The sequence below is a fragment of the Vibrio sp. JPW-9-11-11 genome (assembly GCF_013369335.1).
Lineage (GTDB): Bacteria > Pseudomonadota > Gammaproteobacteria > Enterobacterales > Vibrionaceae > Vibrio.
Genome location: NZ_SZQJ01000004.1, coordinates 75,953 through 102,568 on the forward strand (window position 1 = coordinate 75,953; position 26,616 = coordinate 102,568).

General features: G+C 49.5%; 25 protein-coding genes. 7 read left to right on the forward strand and 18 right to left on the reverse strand.

Features of this window, described 5'->3' with window-relative positions:
* Positions 1–119: 119 nt before the first annotated feature.
* Positions 120–1,061: a LysR family transcriptional regulator gene (locus FCU94_RS02920; RefSeq protein ID WP_176287057.1), complete on the forward strand. Its 942-nt coding sequence runs from the start codon at positions 120–122 to the stop codon at positions 1,059–1,061.
* 147 nt (positions 1,062–1,208) lie between these two features.
* Here FCU94_RS02920 and acuI read toward each other — a convergent pair whose 3' ends face one another.
* From acuI to ilvG, 6 genes are all read right to left on the reverse strand, one after another.
* Entirely contained in the window at positions 1,209–2,189 is a 981-nt protein-coding gene (gene acuI, locus FCU94_RS02925; RefSeq protein WP_176287058.1) for an acrylyl-CoA reductase (NADPH), read from the reverse strand.
* Positions 2,190–2,386: 197 nt separating this feature from the next.
* On the reverse strand, positions 2,387–3,916 hold the full coding sequence (gene ilvA, locus FCU94_RS02930) for a threonine ammonia-lyase, biosynthetic (protein WP_176287059.1): 1,530 nt from the start codon (positions 3,914–3,916) through the stop codon (positions 2,387–2,389).
* A gap of 2 nt (positions 3,917–3,918) precedes the next feature.
* Positions 3,919–5,760, reverse strand: coding sequence for a dihydroxy-acid dehydratase (gene ilvD, locus FCU94_RS02935; RefSeq protein WP_176287060.1), 1,842 nt, complete (start codon positions 5,758–5,760; stop codon positions 3,919–3,921).
* Positions 5,761–5,791: 31 nt separating this feature from the next.
* Positions 5,792–6,739 (reverse strand): branched-chain-amino-acid transaminase, encoded by a 948-nt coding sequence (gene ilvE, locus FCU94_RS02940; RefSeq protein WP_176287061.1) that lies wholly within the window; start codon positions 6,737–6,739, stop codon positions 5,792–5,794.
* A 12-nt stretch (positions 6,740–6,751) separates the two neighbouring features.
* A complete protein-coding gene (ilvM, locus tag FCU94_RS02945) occupies positions 6,752–7,036 on the reverse strand; it encodes an acetolactate synthase 2 small subunit (RefSeq protein WP_176287062.1) in 285 nt (94 codons plus the stop codon).
* A gap of 1 nt (position 7,037) precedes the next feature.
* Positions 7,038–8,684 (reverse strand): acetolactate synthase 2 catalytic subunit, encoded by a 1,647-nt coding sequence (gene ilvG / locus FCU94_RS02950; RefSeq protein WP_176287063.1) that lies wholly within the window; start codon positions 8,682–8,684, stop codon positions 7,038–7,040.
* 481 nt (positions 8,685–9,165) lie between these two features.
* On the opposite strand from ilvG, the gene FCU94_RS02955 reads away from it, so the two are divergent.
* The gene (locus FCU94_RS02955) at positions 9,166–10,689 is read left to right on the forward strand and encodes a YifB family Mg chelatase-like AAA ATPase (protein ID WP_176287064.1); all 1,524 of its coding nucleotides are present in this window, start codon (positions 9,166–9,168) and stop codon (positions 10,687–10,689) included.
* A 28-nt stretch (positions 10,690–10,717) separates the two neighbouring features.
* On the opposite strand, the gene FCU94_RS02960 is transcribed toward FCU94_RS02955, so the two are convergent.
* Complete coding sequence (locus tag FCU94_RS02960; protein WP_176287065.1) at positions 10,718–11,695, reverse strand: DUF2860 domain-containing protein; 978 nt, start codon at positions 11,693–11,695, stop codon at positions 10,718–10,720.
* Between the two features lie 161 nt (positions 11,696–11,856).
* Between FCU94_RS02960 and FCU94_RS02965 the strand changes: the two genes are divergently transcribed.
* A complete protein-coding gene (locus FCU94_RS02965; protein ID WP_176287066.1) occupies positions 11,857–12,738 on the forward strand; it encodes an acyltransferase in 882 nt (293 codons plus the stop codon).
* Positions 12,739–12,771: 33 nt separating this feature from the next.
* On the opposite strand, the gene FCU94_RS02970 is transcribed toward FCU94_RS02965, so the two are convergent.
* From FCU94_RS02970 to FCU94_RS02990, 5 genes are all read right to left on the reverse strand, one after another.
* On the reverse strand, positions 12,772–13,362 hold the full coding sequence (locus FCU94_RS02970) for a thiol:disulfide interchange protein DsbA/DsbL (protein WP_176287067.1): 591 nt from the start codon (positions 13,360–13,362) through the stop codon (positions 12,772–12,774).
* A gap of 29 nt (positions 13,363–13,391) precedes the next feature.
* Positions 13,392–14,378 (reverse strand): serine/threonine protein kinase, encoded by a 987-nt coding sequence (locus FCU94_RS02975; RefSeq protein ID WP_176287595.1) that lies wholly within the window; start codon positions 14,376–14,378, stop codon positions 13,392–13,394.
* Positions 14,379–14,433: 55 nt separating this feature from the next.
* Positions 14,434–15,852, reverse strand: a complete 1,419-nt coding sequence (gene ccoG / locus FCU94_RS02980; RefSeq protein ID WP_176287068.1) for a cytochrome c oxidase accessory protein CcoG — start codon at positions 15,850–15,852, stop codon at positions 14,434–14,436.
* A 255-nt stretch (positions 15,853–16,107) separates the two neighbouring features.
* Positions 16,108–16,374 carry a YihD family protein gene (locus FCU94_RS02985; RefSeq protein WP_176287069.1) on the reverse strand — a complete coding sequence of 89 codons (267 nt, stop codon included), beginning with the start codon at positions 16,372–16,374 and terminating at the stop codon, positions 16,108–16,110.
* A gap of 98 nt (positions 16,375–16,472) precedes the next feature.
* Positions 16,473–16,640, reverse strand: coding sequence for a hypothetical protein (locus FCU94_RS02990; RefSeq protein WP_176287070.1), 168 nt, complete (start codon positions 16,638–16,640; stop codon positions 16,473–16,475).
* Between the two features lie 294 nt (positions 16,641–16,934).
* Between FCU94_RS02990 and FCU94_RS02995 the strand changes: the two genes are divergently transcribed.
* Positions 16,935–17,732, forward strand: a complete 798-nt coding sequence (locus FCU94_RS02995; protein ID WP_176287071.1) for a sporulation protein — start codon at positions 16,935–16,937, stop codon at positions 17,730–17,732.
* A gap of 92 nt (positions 17,733–17,824) precedes the next feature.
* Positions 17,825–18,478 carry a PAQR family membrane homeostasis protein TrhA gene (gene trhA, locus FCU94_RS03000; protein WP_176287072.1) on the forward strand — a complete coding sequence of 218 codons (654 nt, stop codon included), beginning with the start codon at positions 17,825–17,827 and terminating at the stop codon, positions 18,476–18,478.
* Here trhA and FCU94_RS03005 read toward each other — a convergent pair.
* From FCU94_RS03005 to def, 6 genes are all read right to left on the reverse strand, one after another.
* A complete protein-coding gene (locus FCU94_RS03005) occupies positions 18,475–19,038 on the reverse strand; it encodes a DUF3157 family protein (protein ID WP_176287073.1) in 564 nt (187 codons plus the stop codon). The two genes, trhA and FCU94_RS03005, sit on opposite strands and share 4 nt — an antisense overlap.
* A 9-nt stretch (positions 19,039–19,047) precedes the next feature.
* The gene (locus FCU94_RS03010; RefSeq protein WP_176287074.1) at positions 19,048–20,493 is read right to left on the reverse strand and encodes a TrkH family potassium uptake protein; all 1,446 of its coding nucleotides are present in this window, start codon (positions 20,491–20,493) and stop codon (positions 19,048–19,050) included.
* A gap of 9 nt (positions 20,494–20,502) precedes the next feature.
* On the reverse strand, positions 20,503–21,879 hold the full coding sequence (gene trkA / locus FCU94_RS03015; protein ID WP_176287075.1) for a Trk system potassium transporter TrkA: 1,377 nt from the start codon (positions 21,877–21,879) through the stop codon (positions 20,503–20,505).
* 56 nt (positions 21,880–21,935) lie between these two features.
* On the reverse strand, positions 21,936–23,216 hold the full coding sequence (gene rsmB / locus FCU94_RS03020) for a 16S rRNA (cytosine(967)-C(5))-methyltransferase RsmB (protein ID WP_176287076.1): 1,281 nt from the start codon (positions 23,214–23,216) through the stop codon (positions 21,936–21,938).
* A 90-nt stretch (positions 23,217–23,306) separates the two neighbouring features.
* Positions 23,307–24,254 (reverse strand): methionyl-tRNA formyltransferase, encoded by a 948-nt coding sequence (gene fmt / locus FCU94_RS03025; RefSeq protein WP_176287077.1) that lies wholly within the window; start codon positions 24,252–24,254, stop codon positions 23,307–23,309.
* Positions 24,255–24,280: 26 nt separating this feature from the next.
* The gene (def, locus tag FCU94_RS03030) at positions 24,281–24,799 is read right to left on the reverse strand and encodes a peptide deformylase (protein ID WP_217906335.1); all 519 of its coding nucleotides are present in this window, start codon (positions 24,797–24,799) and stop codon (positions 24,281–24,283) included.
* A 224-nt stretch (positions 24,800–25,023) separates the two neighbouring features.
* Here def and dprA point away from each other — a divergent pair, with 224 nt between their 5' ends.
* Together dprA and FCU94_RS03040 are read left to right on the forward strand one after the other, a co-directional pair.
* The gene (gene dprA, locus FCU94_RS03035; RefSeq protein WP_176287079.1) at positions 25,024–26,133 is read left to right on the forward strand and encodes a DNA-processing protein DprA; all 1,110 of its coding nucleotides are present in this window, start codon (positions 25,024–25,026) and stop codon (positions 26,131–26,133) included.
* Between the two features lie 2 nt (positions 26,134–26,135).
* The gene (locus FCU94_RS03040; protein WP_176287080.1) at positions 26,136–26,615 is read left to right on the forward strand and encodes a DUF494 family protein; all 480 of its coding nucleotides are present in this window, start codon (positions 26,136–26,138) and stop codon (positions 26,613–26,615) included.
* Position 26,616: the final 1 nt, after the last annotated feature.

Sequence of the window (26,616 nt, forward strand, 5' to 3'; positions counted from 1 at the left end):
GCTTAACTACATTCCGACACTATCCCCAGTTTTCTTGGGCTTCCCCGCTGAAAAGCGGGATTTTTTTTGCCTGAAAAAGGTACAATCAGTCCATATCTTGGTAAATAACATGGTTAGATGTGGAACTAGAAGATATTTATCGACGCGATCTCAATTTGTTAGTCGCTCTGCGAGTATTGATTGAAGAGTGCAGTGTCAGCAAGGCCGCACTGCGACTCAACTTGAGCCAGTCTGCGATGAGCCGGGTGCTGGGGCGCCTACGTGAGTTACTCCATGACCCGCTATTTACCAGGCAGGGCCAGCATTTGATACCCACCGAGAAAGCGCTCGAGATTGACCAGCACTTAGGCGAGCCGTTGGAGTCGCTGCGACTGCTTCTTTCCCCGGTTGAGTTTGAACCCAGGCTCTGCGATCAAACCTTCACCATCGCGACCACCGATTACGCGATGCAAACCATCTTGCCGTTTGCCCTACCACGGATCTATCAAGAAGCGCCTAACGTTTCGTTTAACTTTTTACCCCTTCAACACGATAGTCTTTCTGATCAATTAACCTATCAGGGCGCTGATTTGGCGATTTGCCGTCCTATTGGTCCGGTTGAACCATTGCGTAGCGAGATTCTCGGTCGGGTGGGTGTGTTATGTTTGCTATCAAAACAGCATCCATTGGCTGATGCGAAGATGAGCCTAGCCGATTACCTCACTTATCCGCATGCCATGATAGCCATCAGTGACGGGGTGAAAGCGCTCATTGAAGGTGCTCTTACTGGCAAGCCCAAGCGAAAAATGGTGCTACGCGCCTACCACTTAGAAGCGGCGCTGGCGATTGTCGATACCATGCCGATTATTATTACCGTACCTGCAGATTTAGCTTACCTGGTCGCTGAGCGTTATGACTTAGTCATAAAGCCGTTGCCGTTCCAGTTTACGCCGTTTGATTATTCAATGATTTGGCACCCTCGTTGTGAGCATTCGCCTGCCCAGGAATGGCTCCGAGGTATTGTGAAAGAAGAGTGTGGCCGCTTGATTGCCAAGCGGATTGAGGATATTGGGTTAGATTGACTTATTAAGCGGCTGCGTTTTATATAACCTGAATTAACATTGCTTGCCAAGTCGCTTGAGAGTCGCGACTCTTGCTGACAAGTGTAGAGCTATTTGTGCGCATACTTGTCCGCAATGTCAACACAGGTTATTTCTGCTGAGGCTAATCTACAGCTTAATCACCACGCGCCCCGTCACTTGGCCATTAGTGATGTCTTCAGCGTATTTTGGTGCTTCGGCTAGTTCTACTTCAGTACAGGCTTGCTCGAAGTAGCGCTCTGGTAGCAGTTCAACCAATTTTTCCCACGCCTCAATACGTTTTTCTGTTGGGCACATCACTGAGTCGACACCTTGCAAACGAACGTTACGCAGAATAAATGGCATTACGGTGGTTGGTAGGTCGAAGCCGCCCGCCAGACCACAAGCAGCGACAACGCTATTGTAATCCATCTGTGCGAGTACTTTCGCCAGTACTTTGCTGCCGACGGTATCCACCGCGCCTGCCCAAACTTGTTTTTCAAGCGGGCGTGCTGGCTCTTCCAACTCCACGCGGTCGATAATGCGGCTTGCACCAAGCTTTTCGAGCAGTGGACCATTTTGTTCAACCCGACCTGTCACTGCTGCCACTTTGTAGCCTAGTACGGATAGCAGCGTTACCGCCACTGAGCCCACACCACCGCTGGCACCCGTGACTAGGATTTCTCCATCTTCTGGTTTTACGCCACCGTCAACAATGGCTTGAACACACAGCATTGCCGTAAAGCCTGCAGTGCCGACCATCATGGCTTTTTTGCTATCTAGCCCTTTTGGTAGTGGGACTAACCAGTCGGCTTTTAGGCGAGCACGCTGCGCCATACCGCCCCAATGATTTTCACCCACGCCCCAACCTGTCAGTACGACTTTATCGCCCGCTTTGTAGCGATCATCTTCAGAGTTGATTACCGTACCCGCCAAATCGATACCCGGTACCATAGGGAAGTGACGGATAATTTTGCCTTTGCCTGTGATGGCTAAACCATCTTTGTAGTTTAGAGATGAGTAATCGACCTCTATCAGGACGTCACCTTCTGGCAGTTGCGCTTCATCGATCTGTTCGATAGTCGCGATAGTACGTTTGTCTTCTTGGTTTAGGATCAGTGCGTTAAACATAGGTGGTCTCCACAGATAGAGCAGCAATTGAAAAACTGGTTATGAGTGTAGACCCAAAAAAGGTATGACAAAAATGAAACTTTAGCATTATATCTATGCGTATCACGCATTTTGGCCAAAGTTTAAAATGCAGCAGCGTGCAATAGGGATTAAGAAAAGAACCAGCCCTTAAACCAATAGGTTAAGGGCTTGATGAATTATGAAAGGAAAAACTGGTACGATGGATTGTCGGTTTCATCTTTACACTGGTAACCCAGCTCACGCAAATGCGCCGAGAAGCGGGATAAATCGGATTCATCCAGCTCAAAGCCACACAGTACGCGACCGTAATCAGCACCATGGTTACGGTAGTTGAACAAACTGATATTCCAGTGAGTGCCAAGTGTACTTAAGAACTTAAGTAGTGCGCCCGGGTACTCGGGGAACTCAAAGCTGTACAAACGCTCTTTGAGTGGCTTGGAAGGTTTACCGCCGATCATGTAGCGCACATGCAGCTTTGCCATTTCATCGTCGGAGAGATCAACCACAGGGTAGCCGCCGTCACGTAAGTCATGAATGATATGGTCAAGTTCGTCCTGACCACCTTGCAGACGTACGCCGACAAAGATGTTTGCTAGAGCGTCATCGTTATAACGGTAGTTGAATTCGGTCACCGCTCGGCCACCTATCAGATTGCAGAACTCAAAGAAAGCGCCTTGGCGCTCAGGGATAGTGACAGCCAGCAAGCCTTCACGTTTTTCACCTAGCTCACAACGCTCTGAAACATAACGCAAACCGTGGAAGTTAGTATTGGCGCCAGAGAGAACCGTACCGAGATTTTTATCCTTCAGCTCATTCTGTTCAGCGTATTTCTTCAAACCCGCCAGGGCGAGGGCGCCGGATGGTTCAGCAATCGCACGGGTATCTTCAAAGATATCTTTCACCGCGGCGCAGATCTCATCGCTCGAAACCGAGATATGACCATCAATGTATTTTTGGCATAAACGGAAGGTCTCTTCACCGATACGCTTAACCGCAACACCATCAGCGAACATGCTGACTTGGTCAAGAACCACAGGTTCGCCAGCATCGAGGGCGGCTTTTAAACAGGCCGAGTCTTCTGGCTCAACCGCGATTACTTTGATTTCTGGCATTAGCTGTTTCACCAGCACTGCAACGCCAGCAGCGAGGCCGCCACCGCCAACCGGGACAAAAATATAGTCGAGGTGACCATTTTGCTGCAACATCTCCATACCGATGGTGCCTTGCCCTGCGATTACCAGTGGATGATCGAATGGTGGTACAAAGGTGTAGCCATATTCGGCAGATAATCGTTCTGCTTCGGCTTTGGCTTCATCAAAGTTGCTACCGTGCAGCACCACGTTGCCGCCAAATCCGCGTACCGCTTCGACTTTAATGTCAGGTGTGGTTTTAGGCATCACAATAGTGGTTTTTATCCCGAGCTTAGTGCCCGATAGTGCCATCCCTTGCGCATGGTTCCCCGCTGAGGCTGCTATCACGCCCGCCGCTTTTTGTTCCTCGGTTAGGCTTGCCACCATGTTATAGGCGCCGCGCAGCTTAAACGAGTGAACCGGCTGGCGGTCTTCACGTTTGATTTGTACGTTGTTGCCAATACGTGCTGCGAGGCGAGGCATCTCTTGAAGTGGCGTAACGGTTGCCACTTCGTAGACTGGGGCTCTTAAGATCTGGCGCAGGTAATCTGCGCCAGTTTGTTTGGTCAGAGTCATCTCTAGCCCTCTAGCTTAGATTTGTCTCGTACTGCGCCTTTGTCTGCACTGGTTGCCATACTTGCGTACGCTTTGAGTGCAAATGAAACTTCACGTTGACGATCAACGGGCTTCCAGCCCATCTCGTCTTGTTTAGCGCGGCGCTCAGCCAGTTCTTGTTCAGACACTTGCAGTGAGATTGAACGGTTTGGAATGTCGATAGCGATCATATCGCCTTGTTTCACCAAACCAATTGCACCGCCATTTGCCGCTTCTGGTGAAGCATGACCAATCGATAAGCCCGAGGTACCACCAGAGAAACGCCCATCAGTCAGCAGTGCACACTCTTTGCCTAGGCCCATAGATTTTAGGTAAGTGGTTGGATAGAGCATTTCTTGCATACCCGGGCCACCTTTTGGCCCTTCGTAGCGGATCACAACCACATCGCCCGCTTTCACTTTGCCGCCTAAAATGCCTTCCACCGCGTCTTCTTGGCTTTCAAATACCACCGCAGGTCCGGTGAATTTGTGGATGCTTTCATCTACCCCTGCGGTCTTAACGATACAGCCATCAAGGGCGATATTGCCTGAAAGTACCGCGAGACCACCCTCTTGCGAGAACGCGTTGTCGATTGAACGGATACATCCTTCAGCGCGGTCATCATCCAGGCGATCCCAACGACAGTCTTGTGAAAACGCTTTGGTGGTTCGAATTCCCGCAGGACCTGCACGGAAGAATTTCAGTACGTCTTCATCTTCAGTTTGGATGATGTCGTACTTGGCTAGCTGCTCTTTCATTGAAAGACCCAATACGGTGCGCGCTTCATTGTGTAGTAGGCCTGCGCGGTCGAGTTCACCTAAGATAGCCATCACACCACCCGCGCGGTGGACGTCTTCCATGTGGTACTTCTGAGTCGAAGGCGCCACTTTACACAGGTGTGGCACTTTGCGAGAGAGGCGATCGATATCTTCCATATCGAAATCGATTTCACCTTCTTGCGCGGCTGCCAGTAGGTGCAAAATGGTGTTGGTTGAGCCGCCCATGGCGATGTCTAGTGCCATGGCATTTTCAAACGCATCGAACGTGGCGATGTTGCGCGGTAGCGCAGATTCGTCCTCTTGCTCGTAGTAACGCTTAGTCAGTTCCACGATGCGTCGACCTGCATTTAGGAACAACTGCTCACGGTCGGCGTGTGTTGCTAGCATGGAGCCGTTGCCTGGCTGAGAAAGGCCGAGCGCTTCAGTGAGACAGTTCATCGAGTTGGCGGTGAACATGCCTGAACACGAGCCACAAGTCGGACAGGCACTACGCTCAATTTGCTCACTCTGTTCGTCTGAGACTTTCGGGTCGGCGCCTTGGATCATGGCATCAACCAAGTCGAGTTTGATGAGTTGGTCAGAAAGCTTGGTTTTCCCCGCCTCCATCGGACCGCCAGAAACAAAGATCACTGGGATGTTGAGGCGCATTGAGGCCATTAACATTCCTGGAGTGATTTTGTCACAGTTGGAGATACACACCATGGCATCGGCGCAGTGGGCATTAACCATGTACTCAACCGAGTCGGCAATAAGCTCTCGTGACGGCAGCGAGTACAACATGCCGCCGTGGCCCATTGCGATACCATCATCAACCGCGATGGTGTTAAATTCTTTGGCGATCCCGCCGGCTTTTTCGATTTCGCTTGCCACCAGTTGCCCCATATCTTTCAAGTGAACATGACCTGGAACAAACTGGGTGAATGAGTTAACGACCGCGATGATGGGTTTACCGAAATCTTCGTCTTTTACGCCCGTGGCGCGCCATAAAGCGCGCGCACCGGCCATATTGCGTCCATGTGTTGTGGTTGCTGATCTGTATTTTGGCATTGTGTGACTTCCTATATTTGCCGGTGCTTTTTTAAGCTTTGTCTGCGTCTTGCGGGTAAACGTAATCGAGCCAACCCCATTTGTCTTCGGTGGTGCCATTGAATAGGCCGAAGTAAGCTTCTTGGAGCTCTTTGGTGATTGGGCCACGCTTACCGCTGCCGACTTCAATTTTATCGATAGTAGCAACAGGAACGACCTCTGCTGCAGTACCTGTCATAAAGACTTCGTCGGCTAGGTAGAGTGCTTCACGGGCAATGTTAGCTTCACGTACTTCGTAGCCGCGGTCACGAGCGATGGTCATGATGGAATCACGAGTGATGCCCGGCAGGATGGCGCTGGTGGCTGGTGGTGTGGTGATGACGCCATCTTTAATCACAAAGATGTTCTCGCCTGCACCTTCAGAGAGGTAACCATCCACACTGAGTGCGATACCTTCATCGTATCCGTGACGACGGGCTTCACCACCAACGAGGAGTGACGATAGGTAGTTACCACCGGCTTTTGCCGCAGTAGGGATAGTGTTTGGCGCCGCGCGATTCCAGCTAGAGATCATCGCATCCACGCCTTGTTCTAGGGCTTCTTCACCTAAGTAAGAGCCCCAAGGGAAAGCCGCAATAATCAGTTCCATCTCTGTATCTGCTGGAGGGCACACCCCTAGACCGACATTACCAACAAAACCCCGCGGACGAATGTAGGCGCTATTGAGTTTGTTTTGACGGATTGTTTCGCGGGTCGCTTCCATGATCTCTTCTACAGTGTATGGGATAGGGAAACGATAAATTTTCGCGGAATCTTTTAGACGCTTTGCGTGCTCTAGATGGCGGAAGACAATTGGCCCTTTTGGTGTGTTGTAGCAACGTACACCTTCAAATACTGACGTCCCGTAGTGCATTGCGTGAGTCAAAACGTGTACGTTTGCCTCTGCCCAAGGAACCATTTCACCATTAAACCAAATGTAGTCTGCTGTTTTTGTAGCCATTTATTGCCTTCCTTATGCACATATTCTTTGTTGTAGATTGTTATTTGGGAGTTCGTCACGAGCGATTTGCGTGACTTCAACAGTGCGCACATCCCATAGCTTCTCAATTTGATTCGTCAGGAATGAGATTGGGCGATCGCTGTCGACAATGATTTCAACGCTGGCAATTTTACTTTCGTGATTCTGAGTGCCAGCTACCTGCTTGACCACAAATCCACGATGACGCACAACGCGAAGAACACGCTCTAACAGTACCGGTTTATCGTCAGCTTTAATGTCGATTAAGTATCTTTCCATGTTAGGTGTTCTCCAGCATGTCATTGTTTGATGCACCTGGTGGTACAAGTGGCCATACGTTTTCTTCTTCATCGATTAAAACATGAAGTAAGTATGACGTGTTACTTTCTAGCATTTCTTTCAGTGCAGGCTCAACTTCTTCTTTCTTGGTGATGGTTTTCCCAGGAATATCAAAAGCTTTTGCTAGCATGACGAAATCAGGGTTGTCATCCAAAATGGTTTCACTGTGGCGTCCATCAAAGAACAGCGATTGCCACTGACGAACCATACCCAAGCGTTGGTTATTGAGCAGAACGATTTTCACTGGGATTTGACGACGCTTGAGTGTCCCCAGTTCTTGCACGTTCATCATAAATGAACCATCGCCGGTAATAAGAATAGATTGGTCATTAGGGCGAGCCACAGCCGCGCCCATGGCGGCTGGTAAACCAAAGCCCATAGTACCGAGGCCTGCCGACGTGATGAAGTTTTGTGGATCGCGAGGCTGAATGTGTTGTGCTGCCCACATCTGGTGCTGGCCAACGTCGGTGGAAACGATCGAGCTATCTGGCATCAAATCAGATAATTGTTTGAGAAGGCCTGGTGCGTAGATTAGATCGCCCGGGTGGTCGTAGCGCCACTTAAATCCGCTACGTAAGCTTTCACTGTGTTTTACCCAAGGGGTAATGTCTTGAGTGAGCTCTAAATGGGGAAGGATCGCCGGAATCTCACCGCGCACTGGTGCATTTGCAGTGCGCAGTTTGTGGATTTCTGCTGCATCGATATCGATATGAATGACTTTGGCGTTGGGCGCAAAGGTATCGAGTTTACCTGTGACTCGGTCATCGAAACGGGCACCCACCGCGATCAATAGGTCACACTCTTGTACCACCAAGTTCGCCGCTTTGGTGCCGTGCATGCCGAGCATGCCTAAATAGTGAGGGTCGTGGCGCTCAATGGTGCCTAAGCCTTTCAGTGTGCTGACGGAAGGCATTGGGTTTAGGCGCAGAAACTCACGCACTGCGTCCGTTGCGTGGCCAAGTTGAACTCCGCCACCGACATAAAGAACCGGGCGAGAGCTTTGTGAGAGGAGCGCCTGAGCGTTGGCGATCGCATCCTGGCTGGCGACAGGCATAGTTGGTGGAGTAAAAGGTGGCAATACATCCACTGGCGCCTGACCAAGCTGAACATCTTTAGCGATATCGACAATCACCGGGCCAGGACGGCCTGTTTTCGCCACTTCGAACGCTTCAGCCAGAGTGGGAGCGAGGTCATTAATGTCAGTGACTAAGTAGCTGTGTTTAGTACAGGAGAGTGACATACCGATCACATCCATTTCTTGGAAAGCGTCGGTACCGATGTGGGAGCTGGCCACCTGACCTGTTATCGCCACAAGGGGGATGGAATCCATAAAGGCATCGGCCAGACCGGTAACTAAGTTGGTGGCTCCAGGGCCTGAGGTCGCCATGCAGACCGCGACATCTTGTGTTGCGCGCGCCATGCCGATAGCGGCCATGGCAGCGCCTTGTTCGTGACGGCAGAGAATGTGCTCAACGCCACCATCATAAAGGGCATCATAGATAGGCATGATCGCCCCGCCAGGGTAACCGAAAACGGTTTTAATTCCTTGTTGGTGAAGTGCCGCTACGACTAATTCGGCTCCAGTCATCGTGCACCTCCTCGGCTTTCCCTAGTTTGATTTTTTGTTGTGTTGCACGTCATGTGCGCTCCCATTCTTCCTGTCTGCTCTTGGTTTTCTTGAGCTTGGTTATCTATGTCAGCCAAATTTTTCAGCGTACTAATTGTAAAAAACCCCCGGACTTTTCAGTGCGGGGGTTTTTTCTATTCTGTGGTTATCTTTCGCCCACTAGACCCCGCGCGGTGTCAATAATGACCACGATAATCAGGGCAATCAGTGCGTTGAAGCGGGCGTTGATATTCATTGTTATTTCTTGTGTTGTTTTTGCCAAATAAGGCATGAAATTGTTTGCGTCTCTAGTGGTAACACACAATTCCGTTAAATGACAAGAAAAAAGTCATTCTTTTTTCACATTCTCTAAGCATCTGAGCAAGCTATATAACAACCTTGATAACAAAATAAATGAACTATCAAGGGGATAAATAATGTTCAACGATAAGATGATTTCACTATGGGGCTAGCGGTGATCCACAGTCGTGCTTGTGTCGGTGTCGAAGCGCCCTCGGTGACGGTGGAAGTGCATATCAGTAATGGTATGCCAGGCTTTACCTTAGTCGGCTTGCCTGAAACCACGGTAAAAGAGTCGCGCGATCGGGTGCGCAGCGCCATCATCAACTCTCGTTTTGAGTTTCCCGCCAAGCGCATAACGGTTAACTTGGCGCCCGCAGACTTACCCAAGGAAGGCGGACGTTTCGATTTGCCGATCGCACTTGGCATTTTAGCCGCGTCCGAACAAGTGCCTTTGAGTGAGTTACAACACCAAGAGTTTATTGGCGAGCTGGCGTTGTCAGGAGAGTTGCGCCGAGTTAAGGGCGTATTGCCTGCAGCGCTCGCGGCCAATGATGCTAAGCGGCAACTGGTGGTTCCGATGGAAAACAGTGGTCAAGCGGCGTTGGTCGGGCGCGATAGACATAAATCAGCACAGAGTTTGTTGGAGGTGTGTGCCGATTTAGCCGGTCAGCAGCGCTTGGGCCTACACGCCAGTAACATGCCCGAGAAGACCTCTCCGGCCTCGCGTGACTTACAAGATATTATCGGTCAACAGCAGGGCAAACGAGCGCTAGAGATCGCGGCGGCGGGCAACCATAACTTGCTATTTTTAGGTCCGCCAGGAACAGGCAAAACTATGCTCGCATCGAGGCTGTGCGACTTACTGCCTGAAATGAGCGATCAAGAAGCGTTGGAAACGGCTTCAGTGGCATCGCTGACGCAGCAAGAGATCAATGAACACAATTGGAAATCGCGCCCGTTTCGCGCGCCACACCATTCCAGTTCGATGGCGGCGTTAGTGGGCGGAGGTTCGATTCCTCGACCGGGGGAAATTTCTCTAGCACATAACGGTTTGCTGTTTCTCGATGAGATGCCGGAGTTTGAACGCAAAGTGCTGGATTCATTACGTGAACCGCTTGAGTCGGGGGAAATTATTATTTCTCGCGCCCAGGGTAAAACCCGCTTTCCCGCTCGATTTCAACTAATCGGCGCGCTTAACCCTAGCCCTACCGGTTATTATGAAGGCAATCAGTCACGGGTTAATCCACAAAATATATTGCGCTATTTAAGTCGTTTGTCGGGGCCATTGTTGGATCGGTTTGATATGTCATTGGAGATCCCCGCGCTTCCTAAAGGGACACTCGCGGAAGGTGGCGATAGAGGCGAGTCGACCCGAGTGGTTCGGCAGCGAGTATTGATTGCGCGAGAAAAGATGCTCTCTCGCGCGAATAAGGTCAATGCCTTACTTGGTAGCCGTGAGATTGAAACCTATTGTCCATTACATAAACAGGATGCAGAGTTTCTGGAGAATGCACTGCACCGCTTAGGCTTGTCGATTCGTGCTTACCATCGCATCATTAAGGTCGCCCGAACCATTGCCGACTTAGAGGACTGCGCCGACATCGAGCGTCATCATTTAGCAGAAGCACTCGGCTATCGCTCGATGGATAGATTGTTGCGTCAACTGACAGCGCAAGCGGTATAACCAAGCCCGCCTTAGCGGGCTAGTGTGATCAGAACTTTAGATTGATACCGCCAGACAGAATAAGCTGGTCGGTGTCATAGAACTGAATATTCGAGTCTGTCTGGCCATAACCTGCGAACGAGATAAACGACAGGTTGCGCCACCCCATCAACTGCTGGTATTCGTAGGCGGCGAACACACTCATGTCGCTGTCATCGCGAGTGAGATTGTACACCGGGTGGGCAGCGTCATAGCTGCGGTCGGTGTAACTAGCGGTGAGCGCTAATTGATGACGTCCGTAGCGCTGAAATAGCGACAGCTCACCACTCACCGAGCGATGGCTATTGGCCTCACCTTTTGCGTCTGATTCGATATAAGTGAGCGATGGAATGAGGAAAGTCGCACGATTAAGGAACAGACGAAAACTGCCTTTGAAATACAGTTTATCCGCGTTGCGATCGAGTAGGGTAGCGTTGTAGCCAGAATCAAGCCCAGAGCGCTCGTCTTCAATCTCTTTTTTGGCAATCGCGGTGTCTAAGGTAAAGCCCGAACCGCCAATATTGGACAGTTTGAGTCGATACGCATTGCCTTGTTCGTCGGTAACGCGGCGTGGTGAACCAACCAAAAAGGGATCTGCCCAAGTCTCACCAGACAGTACAGTGGGGAGGTACGAGACATCGATGACCGTTCCGTTCGCCAACTGCTGCTTAAACCCTAGTTCGAGCGCTAACGTGCCTATTGCGATATCTTCACGCGATGTCCCCGCATAGACCTGTTTATCCAGCCCCTGACCAAAGGTAAAGGCGATACTGCCAAGCGGAAGCGGCAGAAAGTTACTGTCACTTTGTGCTTTTTGGTTATTGTCGCTAATGGTGGCGTTGTTATCGGTATTGAAGTTGGAGCTGGAAGAGATATAGCCCGCACTCAGTGAGAGTTCGCCACTCAAGCCCGAAGAGTCTGATAGCTGGGCGAAAGCGAGTGGGCTAAATAGTATCGCAAGTGCATAAGCGATCGGTTTGGTTGGCATATCAATTCTCCCTGGTGACCTATTTGACTAGGTGCGACAAACTACTCTGACCATCGCGAGACTAGTTTTAAACTTCGCATTGGCTTGTATACTTACACGCTATTTGATTCTTCATGGTGAAGAGTTGGTTAAATTTCTAATAAGTCTCACTTTTAAGCGATATGTTGGCACATTTACTCCTAATTCTGAATGTTTGTTTGGTCCTGATTAACTCGGCAGTGTGCTCGATCGCAATTTGCTTGGTCGCGGTGATCAAGGCGTTGATGCCTGGGAATGGGCTCAAATCTCGCGCTACTCAATTAGCGAACCAGATAATGTGGCTGTGGGCGACCATAAATGCCGCGATTTTACACCTCTCTAATCGGGTCGAATGGGATGTGCAAGGTGGTGATGAGTTGAGAAAGGATGGTTGGTATCTGATGATCAGCAACCATTTAAGTTGGACAGATATTGTGGTGTTGTGTTGCGTGTTTAAAGATCGTATCCCGATGCCGAAATTTTTTCTTAAACAGCAGTTGTTGTATGTTCCCTTTATTGGCATGGCCTGTTGGGCTTTGGATATGCCTTTCATGCGCCGCTATCCGCGTGAGTACTTACTTCGCCACCCTGAAAAGCGTGGTCAAGACTTAGCAACCACACGCCGCTCATGCGCTAAGTTTAAGCATACCCCAACCACAGTCGTGAATTACGTAGAGGGAACGCGTTTTACCGAGGACAAGCAGCGCAAGAGTAACGCGGGTTACCAGCACCTACTACAACCTAAAACCGGCGGGATTGCTTACACCTTGGCGGCGATGGGAGAGCAGTTTGATAACATTATTGATGTGACCTTAGCCTATCCGGAGAACACCAATAAACCGTTTAAAGATATGTTAATGGGGCGCATGACAAGCATTGTGGTGCGCACTCAAGTGTTACCGGTCGATGAGAAAGTTCAGGGCGATTATTTCAATGACAAACCTTACAAAAGGCAGTTTCAACAATGGCTCGGTGGGCTTTGGCAGGAGAAAGACAGGCAGCTTAAAGCGATTTATAAACGCTAGGGGGAGCGTGCGCTCCCCCTATGCTTAAGTGGTTTACTTTTTCAGTAAAAAGTCGACGATTTGATAAAATTCGTCAGCTGAGCGAGCCTGCACTAGGTAACGGTTGTTGACCACGACAGACGGCACGCCTTGAATGCCTGACTCTTTGAACTTCTTATCAAAGCGGCGAACCATGGAATCAACAGCAAAGCCGTTGAATGCACCGTCAAATTTCTTGGCGTCTACCCCTTCATCAATAAAGATTTGGCGTAGCTCTTCGTCGTTCTTGGGCGCTTTTTTCATGTTGTGGATACGATTGAACATCACCGTTGACATCTTATCTTCCACTTTCAATGACACCATAGTCGCATAAGCTTTACTCATCGATAGACCCATGTTGCCGCCCATAAAAGAGACATGGTTTTTCTGCAGTTTCACTCCGTCAGGTAGTTTGGTTTTCAAGTTTTTGATCAACGGCTCGAAGCTATAGCAATGAGGGCAGTAGAACGAAAAGAACTCGGTGACGGTTGGCTTTTTCGACGGTTCAAGGTCGAGAACTTGATAGTGTTCACCTTCTTTAAACTGCGCTGCGTGAGCAGCGAAGCTCAGCATAAGGGTGATGACAAGTGTAAACAGCTTCTTCATTATATTTTTACTCCATTGATTCGGCTTTGTTACCACTGGGGCATTAAGGACAAATGGGGCTCGCTGAGCGCCGATATCTGCTCTTTGAATCCAAGTACCTGACTCTCCCAATATTTTGGATCATTAAACCAAGGGAAGGCGATAGGAAATGCAGGATCGTGCCACCTTTTTGCTAACCATGCCATATAGTGCACCATTCGTAGACCGCGTAAAGGCTCAATTAGTTTCAATTGTTTAACATCAAACTCACAAAATTCTTGGTAGGCGTCTAAAATCGTATCCAGTTGCGCCAGTTTGTCATGGCGCTCTCCGTTCAATAGCATCCATAAATCTTGGATAGCGGGGCCATTACGCGCATCGTCAAGATCGACAAACATCGGCCCATCTCGCCAAAGAATATTGCCTGGATGACAATCACCGTGTAAACGAATGGTGGCGAAATCGGGTTGCCAATGATGTTCGAGCGATGTGATCAGTAGGTCGAGGTCGTTAAAAAACGCGTTTTCTAGGTGGGTCGGAATGAACGATGACTGTTCGAGCAGCTTACGTGGTTGATACACGTACTCTTCCAGCCCAATAGTGGGACGATGTTGGAAGGTCTGTTTTGCACCGACTTTATGAATTCGGCCCAGAAAGCGGCCCACACCTTCAAGTTGGTTGAAGTTGTCGACTTCAAATTGTCGCCCACCGACACTGGCAAATAGGGCAAAGAGATAACCTTGGTAGTAATGTAAGGTGGCGCCATTGATGCGAACTGGCGGTGCGACCGGGATCTCTGACTCAATCAGCTCTAAGGTAAAGTCATGTTCTTCCTGTATTTGCGCACGACTCCAGCGTTCTGGTCGGTAGAACTTGACCACGTAGCGCTGACGCTCTTCATCACTAAATTGGTAGACTCGGTTTTCATAGCTGTTAAGAGCCAGAAAACCGGATTCGGCCCGAATGCCAATGCTTTCGAGGGCATACCACATGAAGTCTGGGGTTAAAGCATCAAAGTTAAAAGCGTGTTGTGTCATAAAATAAAAGGGGTTCATTGCTGAACCCCTTTCCATACTTGTGAGTAGATTGCGCTTAGAGTTTCTTGATAAAGCGGCTTTCTACTTCAATAGTGAAGTCTTGGCTATCGGAGAGTATAAACTGAATTGTCGAAACCGGAGAGCTAAGATTATCTGGATTCACCCCTAAACTCATCGGTAAGTTGAGCACTTCACCTGGCGCTACTTGGATGGTTTGTTTGCCGTACCATGAAACATCGCTGAGCCCTTCAACACTGAGACGATACTCTTGTGCCTGCTGAGTTTTGTTGATGACTTTGAGCGTGTAGGTATTCTCTATCTCCCCCAGGCCATTGACTCTAAATAGCTGGTTGCGATCGCGCAGGACGCTTAAACCGGCTGGGTCAACACTGGCGACTTGGACAAAGAACAGGCCGATCATAACTAGCAACACGGCGCCATAGCCGAGCAGTTTGGGGCGTGCGACTTTGGTATGTTTGCCAGACAAGCGATGTTCGGTGGTGTAGCTGATCAGCCCCTTTTCGTAGCCCATCCGCTCCATGGTGTTGTCACAGGCATCGATACAGGCACCACAGTTGATGCACTCGTATTGAAGGCCATCGCGAATATCAATCCCGGTAGGGCACACCTGCACACACAAATCACAGTCGATACAATCCCCAAGGCCTAATGCTTTCGGATCGGCTTTGCGCGATCGTGGGCCGCGAGTTTCACCGCGCTTGGTATTGTAACCGACGATGAAGGTGTCTTTATCGAACATCGCGGATTGGAAGCGGGCGTAAGGACACATGTGAACACACATAATTGAGCGCATCCAACCGGCATTGGCATAGGTACAACCGGCAAAAAACAGCACCCAAAATACCGGCCAGAACTCGGCATCTAAGGTAAAGAAGTCGACGACCAGGTCTTTCATTGGCACAAAGTAACCCACGAAAGTAAAACCCGTGGCCAGCGCGATTGCCCACCAAGCGAGGTGTTTGGCGGTTTTGCGCATCGCCAAGTTGGCGGTGAGTTTGCTCGAGTCTTGTTTGCGGCGTTTATTGGCACTGCCTTCTAGCTTTTCTTCAAACCAGATGTACATAAAGGTCCACACAGTTTGCGGGCATAGGTAGCCACACCAGACTCGCCCTAAGAAAGTGGTGAGAAAGAAGAGACCAAAGGCCGCAATCATAAATAGCAGTGCCAGCAAGGTTAAATCTTGTGGGTAGAGTGTGGTACCGAAAAAGTTAAATTGCTGATTGCCGATATCAAGCAAAATCGCTTGGCGTTCGCCATATGGGATCCATGGCACCATACCAAACAGCACCAGTAGAAACCAACCGCCATAACGGCGCAGCGTTTGGAATGTGCCTTTGCTTTCGCGAACGTAGATTCGATTGCTAGGGTTAAACCTATCCCCTTTGTTTTTGTGAGTTTTGGGGTTAAAGGTTTTGGGAGTCACATCTTTGATATCAATTTTATCCCGACTCATTGCGCTTCCTTTTAAGGCTAAGTGGCGAGATTTGTATTGTTCTCGCTCGATATTTTGGTGATTTAATATTTTAGTAACTTCTTATGGACGGCGATTATATACCCGATAACAAATTTATTTCTTTAAGGCTATCAACCTTTAACAACAAAGTGCACAACAGTTCTATAAATAAATCGCCTAACAGTTTTCTGCTGTGATACGCAGTGGGCATAAAAAAAGCGACACATCGGTCGCTCTCGAAACTGGACTGCGCGGCTAGTCAATCAGACCACGGGCGCGCAAAATCGCCGTTTTGAAGTCGTCTTCTTGGTCTTTCTTTAGCCCTGGAATCATCTCATCTTTATCACTATTACGCATTTTAAGGTGATAAATCAGAACATCATCAGTTAAATCCTCCAAGTTTCCTTGGTAGCCCGCCTCCTGGGCCAGTTTGACGATAAACTGAAGCAGATTCATCTGTTGCTCTTTTTGCCACTCTGGTTCAAGTAGCTCGAGCAGTTCTTCAATTCGATGGCATTTCATCGGCTTTCTCCACATTTTTTATAATGATTTGTCGCCAAAGGTATCAAATTGAGTCTTGGAAGGTAAGAAAAAAGCGCAGTGAGTACTGCGCTTTTTAATTATGCTGCTTGAACAACCTTGGTTGTAGCTGTAGCCATGACGGCTGCTTTTTCGACCAAAGTCATTGCCGGAGCAGATTTTTTTGCCGTTGGAGCGGCGACAAAGCCACTGCGACGGCGCATCGCACTGCGGTTAGTGTGCGAAAACCTGACTGCTGTTGGGCGCATTAAGTTACCTAACTGTCAGGCATATCCATTGCCAATGTAATGGCCTAATTAACTATGAGTTGAGCTTCATCGCTGAAGTTTGGCTCTTTCTGGCTTACGCCAATCCAAATAATTAATCAGGGTTATCGATATGCACGCATATCAATAAATAGATTAGCACTAACAGTTTGACTGGTCGATAAATAATCGATTGCAATCCACTACAATTATGTGAACAAGTCACTAGTCGTGTTACCGTGATGCAGATTAGTATGGACATCTCTAGATTGTCTCGTTGATGCCATGGAGGTATGTATGTCGTTATTCAAAAAAACCTTGGCGAGTTTTGGGATAGGTTCTGCAAAAGTTGATTCCGTATTGCAGCAAGAAGTGCTGTATCCGGGGCAAAAGGTCAATATCACTATTCATGTTTATGGCGGTTCGACTGAACAAGAGATCGATAACATCGATCTTAAGCTCTACTGTCGATACATCAAAGAGGTCCCTGCCGACCATGACAAGAACCAACATCACTCAAGCCGAATGCGTCGAGTACCCGAAAACTATGTGCTAGCTAAGTGGTCGCTACCTTATGCATTTACCATCAAGCCTGGCGAGACACGCGATTTCAACGTCGAGCTCGATGTACCGTGGAACACCCCAGTCACCGTGGGTGATTCTAAAGTGTGGCTGGAAACTGGGCTAGATATTGCGATGGCCAAAGATCCAACTGACACGGATATTTTGACCGTGCGACCGGATGCGCTTCTCGATGGGATTTTTGCTGCGCTGGAAGAGCAAGGGTTGCGCATTCGTCAGGTGGAGTGTGAAGAAGTCGACGGGTTTGCCTTACCGTTTGTCCAGGAGTTTGAGTTTGTGCCGACCACCGGGCCTTTTCATGGTCGCTGGCGGGAGTTGGAGGTTGTCGCTTATCGCAGCGATGAAGAATTGCAGATGTGGTTTGAAATAGATCGCCATCGCGAAGGGGCAAAGGGCATGCTCGCAAGCCTGCTTGGCATCGGCCAGCTTAAACGTCAATTGGCGATTCCATTGCATACTTCTGCACAAGAGGCTGGCCAACAAGTCCTCGCATACCTCGACCAGCACTCTTAACCAAAACTTAACTAGTTTCAGCTTACAAGTGTAAGCTTAATGTGCCATACTCTTGAGTCATTATTCTAAATTTGACTCGGAGTATGGTGTTGATGTCTGCTACCCCTTCCCCTCAGTACAGTGCCAAAGAAGAGTTTGCCAATACACTGACCCACGCTATTGGGATGGTAATGAGTATTGTTGGCCTGATTTTGTTATTGATGAAGTCGGCTCAACACGACGCCGATGCGTTGACCATCACCAGTATGGCCATCTACGGGGCGAGCATGATCGTGCTATTTCTGGCCTCCACCTTGTATCACGCGATACCTCATCAGAGAGCCAAACGTGCATTAAAGACGTTTGATCACTGTGCGATCTACTTATTGATAGCGGGCAGTTACACCCCGTTTCTTCTGGTGAGTTTACGTACTCCACTCGCAATGGGGCTAATGGCGGTGATCTGGGGTATCGCGCTGTTTGGCATCATCATGAAGCTGGCGTTTGTCTATCGTTTTAAAAAGCTTTCGCTTGCGACTTACTTGATCATGGGCTGGTTGTCATTGATTGTGGTGTATCAACTGGCGATCACCTTGTCGATTGGGGGGCTAACCTTGTTGGCGCTAGGTGGCGTGGTCTACTCGCTAGGGGTTATCTTTTACGTCGCCAAGCGCATCCCATATAACCATGCGATTTGGCACGGATTTGTTTTGGCTGGGTGCGCTTGCCACTTCTTGGCTATTTATCTGTTTGTCGAGCCCGTTTAACGAGTTTCAACTTTGATGATTTTTGCCTTGATTTGATACTGCTCGGCGCGCGCCACATCCCATGTGATCGTTTTACCTTCGACCGCTTGTTGTGGGCGTAAGTAAGTATCGGCAAGGCGCTTAATGGAAGTCCACACTGAGACAGTCTGCGTTGCTAGAACTTTGCCCGCCATATCCATTAACGCCAACTCAAGGTCGACTAACACGACCGACTGTGTACTTTGATTGGTCAGCGATGTCTCAATCACTAGCTGCCCCGATAGGTACTGGGCTGAGCGTAAAAGCAGATCCACACCAGAGTCAGAAAGTTGCATGACTGGCTTTTGACTACCGAGGGTAACAACGCTATCCACCTGTCGATTGATCACAGGAATGGTGGCCACAGGTTTCACCGGGATAGTTGCCGTGGAGTTTGACTCCTTTTCTTGCGCCTCGATAACGTATTGCCAGGTGAAGTCATCGTGAAGCTGAACTTGGCGTCCATCATCAAGCGTGATTGTTTGTGTCGCACAGGCCATGCCGCTGAGTAGCAGACATGAAAGTCCAAAGGTTATTTTCATATTGATTCCTTAACGTCGCCAGAAGGCCGGGAAGAAGAGCACTAGTAAGGTTAAGATCTCTAGTCGTCCCATTAACATCCCCAAACTGAGTAACCATTTTGCCGCATCGGGCAGTGGCGCAAAGTTACCCGTCGGGCCAATCACACTGCCCATTCCTGGGCCGACATTCGCGACCGCGGTAATGGAGCCGGAAATGCTGGTGATAGGGTCGAGCCCCATCGCACTCAAGCCTCCTGCAATCGCAATAATGGTGATGAAGAAAGTTAAGCCGAAAGCCACCACCGAACGGACAATATCATCGTTGACCGGGCGGTGATTGTAGCGTTGAACAAACACGCCGGAAGGGTGGATCAGCTTCATCATCTGTTTGTTGAGTAGCGTCACCGCGATTTGAAAACGGAAAATCTTAATCCCGCCAGAGGTTGAACCGGAACAAGCGCCAGCCATCATCAAGAAGGCAAACAGCGTGGTCGGCAGCGCGCCCCAAGCGGTGAAGTCTTCGAGGCCAAACCCGGTTGTCGTGACCACCGAAACGATGTTGAACATGGATACTCGCAGTGCATCGAGTAGCGTATAGCCATCACGAATGACTAACCATCCGGCAATAATGATACTTGAAGTGAGGAACAGGTAGCTAAAACCGCGCACCTGAGCATCGTTGACCAGTTCATTGAGTCTGCGTTTGCGAATGGCGGCGACAAACAGTAGAAATGGCAAGCCACCGAGAAACATAAAAAGCGTAGCAACCCAGTGAGCACCGTTGGAAAAATGGTTCATTGAACCATCTGAAGTGGAATAGCCACCCGTGGATAGGGTGGTAAAGGCGTGGTTTATCGCTTCAAACAGGTTCATGCCTGTCAGTATATAGCCACCAATACACAGGCCGGTGAGAGCTAAATAAACCGCGACGATATTTTTGGCAACCGTTTTGGCTCTTGGGCTGCTTTTATCTGACCAATCTGATGATTCAGTGTGGAACAGCTTCATACCACCGACGTTGAGCATTGGAAGTACAGCCACCGCCATGACGATAAAGCCAATGCCGCCAAGCCATTGCAAGATAGAACGCCACAGTAGAATACTCGGGGCCATGTTATCGAGCCCACTGAGCACGGTAGAGCCTGTAGTGGTAATGCCAGACATGGTTTCAAAATAGGCGTCGGTAAAGCTGATGTGGTTGATAAATACAAAGGGCAGCGCGGCGAACGCGCTGGCGATGGTCCATACCAAACTCGTGATCAGGAACATGTCTCTAACACTGAGCTTGAACGCTTTGGTGCGGCCAATGGTCAAGCAGATGAACGCCGCTAAATGGGTGATTAGCACCGCTTGACCAAACTCAAGAAAGCCGGATGTACCTGTGACAAATGCCACTATGGTAGGTACATACATAAACAGTGCCAGCTTAGAGAGCACCAGCCCTATAACAAACAGTACCGGGCGCAAGTTAACCATAGCGTTGCCTTAGAGGAAAAATGGACTCGGCTGGAACAGCGCTTCGACGTCGGGTACGTACTTTTTATCGACCAAGAACATCACTACGTGGTCATCTTGCTCAATGACAGTCCGGTCATGGGCAATCAGCACTTCGTCGCCGCGAACAATCGCCCCTATGGTTGTCCCTGGCGGTAGCTTGATGTCGCCAATCGCGCGGCCAACTACCTTGGATGTGGTCTCATCACCGTGGGCAATCGCCTCGATCGCTTCTGCCGCGCCGCGGCGCAGTGATGACACATTGACGATATCAGCGCGGCGAACGTGCGTCAGCAATGCTGAGATAGTAGCTTGCTGCGGCGAAATGGCCACATCGATCACGCCACCTTGCACGAGATCGACATAAGCGCCGCGTTGGATTAACACCATCACTTTTTTGGCGCCCATACGCTTGGCGAGCATCGCCGACATGATGTTGGTTTCATCTTCGTTGGTTAGGGCGATAAACACATCGACTTGATCGATGTTTTCCTCGGTTAACAGCTCTTGGTCTGCGGCATCTCCACAGAAAACAATGGTGTTTTCTAGCTCTTCGGATAGCTTTTCGGCGCGTTGATAGCTGCGTTCAATCAGTTTGACGCTGTAAGAGTGTTCAAGGCGACGAGCGAGACTGGCACCGATATTTCCCCCGCCGACGATCATAATGCGCCGATAAGGTTTTTCGAGGCGTTGCAGCTCACTCATGACCGAACGAATATGGTTACTGGCGGCAACAAAGAACACTTCATCATCGGCTTCAATGACCGTCGTACCTTGTGGCCGAATTGGTCGGCCTTGACGGAAGATAGCCGCGACGCGAGTATCGATATGCGGCATGTGTTCGCGCAGAGCGGACAGCGCATTGCCGACGAGCGGGCCTCCATAATAGGCTTTCACTGCGACTAAGCTGACTTTTTGCTCGGCAAAGCTGACGACTTGCAGGGCACCTGGGTATTGAATCAAACGCTCGATATAGCTGGTGACTAGCTCTTCAGGTGCGATTAAGTGGTCAACTGGAACTGCGCCAGATTGAAACAGCGCTTCTTTTTCGGCTAGGTATTGTGGTGAGCGAATTCGAGCGATTCGGTTGGGTGTGTTAAACAGAGAGAAGGCGACCTGACACGCGGCCATGTTGGTTTCATCCATGTTGGTCACCGCGACCAGCATATCGGCATCTTGGGCTCCCGCTTCACGAAGCACATCTGGGTGGCTGGCATAGCCGTTGACGACTCGAAGGTCATACTTGTCTTGCAGTTCACGTAAGCGGTCGCTATCACGGTCAACGATAGTGATATCGTTATTTTCACCGACTAGGTTTTCTGCCAATGTGCCGCCAACCTGACCTGCACCAAGAATGATGATTTTCATAGCGTTTTCTCGTTTAACTACTTAAAAAGGCGACAGGAGCACTGCCGCCATATCACTTACGCGTTCTTCGTTAGGATGGCGTAATAGAAACCATCCATATCCTCTTCGCCAGGTAAGATTTGGCGTCCAGGGTTATCGACGTCTGAACCTTGTAATTGAGCGTCTGGGGTGCGGGCAAGGAAAGCTTTTACTTGCTCTTTGTTTTCCTGAGGCGTAATCGAACAGGTCGCATACACTAGAGTGCCCCCTGGCTTCAGTTGCAGCCACATCGCATCCAGAATTTCGCTTTGTAGCTCAGCCAGTGCATTTATGTCATCAGCGCGACGTAACCATTTAATGTCCGGGTGACGACGGATAACCCCGGTCGCTGAACAAGGCGCATCAAGTAGAATGCGATCAAATTGCTCGCCTTGCCACCAATCTTGTGGATTTCGTGCGTCACCGCAAATCACTTTGGCCTTGAGGTTCAAACGCTGCAAGTTCTCGTGAACTCGTTTGAGTCGACTATCGTCGCAATCAATCGCTACCACATCACAGCCCTGAGTGCGCTCTAAAATATGGGCGGTTTTTCCGCCCGGCGCTGCGCAGCAATCCAATATTAGATCGCTATCTTGAGGCGTTAGGTAGTTGATGGATAACTGAGCGGCGGCGTCTTGCACCGATACCCAACCTTTTTCAAAGCCTGGTAATTGAGTCACGTCGCACGGGGCGGCCAATTTTACGGCGTCTTTGGCTTCGCTATGAGTCGTGTTATCAATGTTTTCATTTTTAAGTAATTCTAGGTACTCATCGCGCGAGTGGTGCTGATGGTTTACGCGCAGCCACATTGGTGCTTTGCTGTTATTCGCTTCGACAATGCTTTGCCATTGCTCTGGGTAGCTTTGCTGCAGAAGCTTAAGTAGCCAGCTTGGATGACCGTATTTTCCGGCATTATGGCTCACGGCCAAAGCGTCTAACTCTTCTTGATTACGCTGGTAGTTACGTAGCACGGCGTTGATCAAGCCACGTAGGCGCGGACCTTTCAGGGTTTTAGTGCCCTCAACGGTTTCACCCACGGCAGCGTGCGCCGGAATACGCATAAAACTAAGTTGGTAGATACCCACCAGAATCAGGTGGTGGAAGACACGTTGCTTACCTTTTAGCGGTTTATCCATTAACTCGTTGGCAATTGACTCTAAGCGCGGTAAGTAACGCAGTGCGCCATAGCAAATCTCTTGCAGCAGTGCATGGTCACGAGGTTTGATGGTTTGTTGAGCCGCAGGAAGTGCGTTGGAAAGAGAGTGACCCTTATCGACCACTTGGAATAGGACGTTGGCTGCAGCAGCGCGAACATTCATATTGAGTACCTTAATGGTGCGAGAGCATCTCTGCCCTCGAAAAGTTCGTAAATAGTGAGCCTGCACCAAATGGTCAGGCTCGAACGGGGATTAGCTAAGTACGCTACCCACTTCAAACCAGCTTGCACGAGAGTTGAGAATATCTTGTACAGGCATCGCTTTTTTCCCTGGGATTTGTAGCTGCTCTAAGACCAATACACCATTACCAGTAGCGACATAGATACCAGATTTATCAGCTTGCAAAATGGTGCCAGCAGGCTTAGCTGAAGTTTGCTCTTCAACACGGCTTTGCCAAACTTTGATGCTGTTCTCTGCTGCTTCAAAGTGGCTCATTGGCCATGGGTTGAAAGCGCGAACACAGCGTTCAATGTGGGCTGCGTCGTCACTCCAGTTAATACGTGCTTCTTCTTTGCTTAGTTTCTTCGCGTAGTTGGCGAGTTCGTCATCTTGTTTTTCTGCTACCGCTGTACCATTAGCGATGTCTGTCAGACATTCAACCAAGGCTTGTGGGCCAAGCTCAGCAAGCTTTTCATACATGGATGCGCTCGTGTCCGTCGCGTCAATCGGCAGGGTGGCAATTTTCAGCATATCGCCTGTATCAAGGCCGATATCCATCTGCATGATAGTGACGCCCGTTTCTTGATCACCTGCCCAGATAGAGCGTTGGATCGGTGCCGCGCCGCGCCAGCGTGGAAGGATAGAACCGTGGACATTAATACAACCAAGTCTAGGTGTGTCGAGCACGGCTTGAGGGAGAAGCAGGCCGTAAGCCACCACCACCATCAGATCGGCATTGAGGTCTGCCAACTCTTGTTTCGTATCATCCGATTTGAAGTTTTCTGGTTGGTATACCGGAATGTCATGCTCAACAGCGATATTTTTTACCGGGCTTGCTGTCAGCTTTTTACCTCGACCTGCAGGACGATCTGGTTGGGTATAAACGGCAATAATCTCGTGCTCCGAAGACAACAACGCCGCCAAGTGACGGGCGGCGAAATCCGGAGTACCAGCAAAAACAATTTTCAAAGGTTTGCTCAAGGTACCTTCCTTCTATTGGTTAGCGGTTACGCTTTGGCGTTTTTCTCATTGAAGCGTTTGATCTTAGCCAGCTTGTCTTGGATGCGTTTACGCTTTAGCGGTGAAAGGTAATCGACAAACAATTTGCCTTCTAAGTGGTCGAGCTCGTGCTGAACACAAATCGCGAGCAAATCATCGGCTTCAAATGTGAACGCTTCGCCATCACGATTGAGCGCTTTGACCGTCACTTCTGCAGCACGTGGCACGAGTGCGCGTGCGCCAGGAACAGACAAACAGCCTTCTTCAATGCCATCTTCACCGCGTTTTTCGATGATTTCTGGGTTGATCAGAACCATAGGTTGGTCACGTGTCTCGGAGATATCGATCACCACGATGCGTTGGTGGACATCCACTTGAGTTGCGGCTAGGCCAATACCTTCTTCGTCGTACATGGTTTCAATCATGTCATCGACTAATTTTTGAATCTCAGGAGTCACCTTTTCTACCGGTTTTGCCACCGTGCGTAGGCGATCGTCTGGGAATGTTAATACTTGTAATACAGACATATACACTCGAAATGTTGAACTGTGCTGGATCAGGATAAACCTCGTTGGCTCAATTCTAGACATTTTAGACGCCAAATGACAGCATCAAAACGTTTTTTGAACGGCCTGTGTTTCAGATTCATCCTTCTGTTCGATAGAGTAAATGGCGACCATTGTCAGTAAATGTGGTCCGGTGAAATTTGGCATTGGCTCTCTCCGCTCTAATCACTGGTGTCCAATCGTTTATGTTTGCACAACCTCTTGCCGCCTGGCTTGCGCTTTATTTTACGCCCGGCATCGGCCCCAAAACGTTTCACAAACTGCTTGCTCACGACTCCCCTGTCAATATTGTTACGGCGACATCGACGGCGATGCAAGCGCTGGGTTTGACGATTAAACAGAGAGAATTTTTGCGTCATCGGGCGTTATCAGAGGTGGAACCGTGTTTGGAGTGGCAGCAAGCCGCCTCTGCGCATCGCATTTTACTGCACACCGATAGCGGCTATCCGCAGCAATTGCGTCAAGTGTCGGCCGCACCTGCCGTGTTATTTGTCAAGGGTAAGGTTGAGGCGCTGTCATTGCCTCAATTGGCCATCGTCGGCAGCCGAAATGCGAGCCTTGATGCGCTTAATAGTGCACGCGGTTTTGCAAAGGCGCTGGTGGAGCAACAATTGGCGGTAACCAGTGGATTGGCATTGGGAGTAGATGGTTATGCTCATGATGGCGCTTTGCAAGCCGCAGGATCAACCTTGGCGGTGCTAGGCTGCGGGCTTAACCACCTTTATCCAGCGCGTCATCGTGACCTAGCTGAGCGAATTGTCGCTGGTGGCGGGGCGCTCATTTCCGAGTTTCATCCCAACGCTAAGCCCAAAGCCGATCACTTTCCACGCCGCAACCGGATCATCAGTGGTTTGTCGCTTGGGGTGTTGGTGGTCGAGGCGGCGCAAAAGAGCGGCTCGTTGATCACGGCGCGCTATGCCCTTGAACAAGGCCGAGAGGTATTTGCGTTGCCTGGTTCGATACACAACCCGCAAGCAACGGGTTGTAACCTTTTGATTAAACAGGGTGCCTGCTTAGTGCTTAGCGTCGAAGACATCTTAAATGAACTGCACTCGCTACTCGATTGGTCAAGTCAAACGCAACTGCCGCTTTTTGAACAAGAAATAGCGACCAAACAACAATTGCCATTTGCTTCACTGTTAGCTAACGTAGGAAGTAAGGCTACACCAGTTGATATTCTTGCAAACAGGACCAATATACCTGTGCAGGAAGTCATGATGCAGCTCTTGGAGCTTGAGCTCCTAGGGCATGTTGTTGCAGTTACCGGTGGCTATATTCGTAAGGGGAGGGGCTAGCTATGATGATGGATATCCTAATGTATCTATTCGAGACTTACATCCATAGCGATGCAGAGTTACAGGTCAATCAAGATGAGCTAGAAGAAGAGCTTCTTCGCGCTGGTTTTCATCAAAAAGACATTTATAAAGCCCTTGTCTGGCTAGAAGAGTTAGCGGCACTGCAGCAAAGTGAAACCCACTCTGCGATTTCAGTCTGCAGCGCTTCAAACTCGACACGTATTTACACCGCGAAAGAGTGTGAACGTTTGAGCATTGAATGTCGCGGCTTTTTGACTTTTCTCGAGCAAGTGAACGTGTTAAGCACAGAAACGCGAGAAATGGTCATCGATCGTATTATGGGCTTAGAAACGGACGAATTTGAGCTCGATGACCTCAAGTGGATCGTACTGATGGTGCTGTTTAATGTGCCTGGTAATGAAAATGCTTATACGCTAATGGAAGAGCTGTTGTATACCAAGGAACAAGGTATTCTGCACTAAT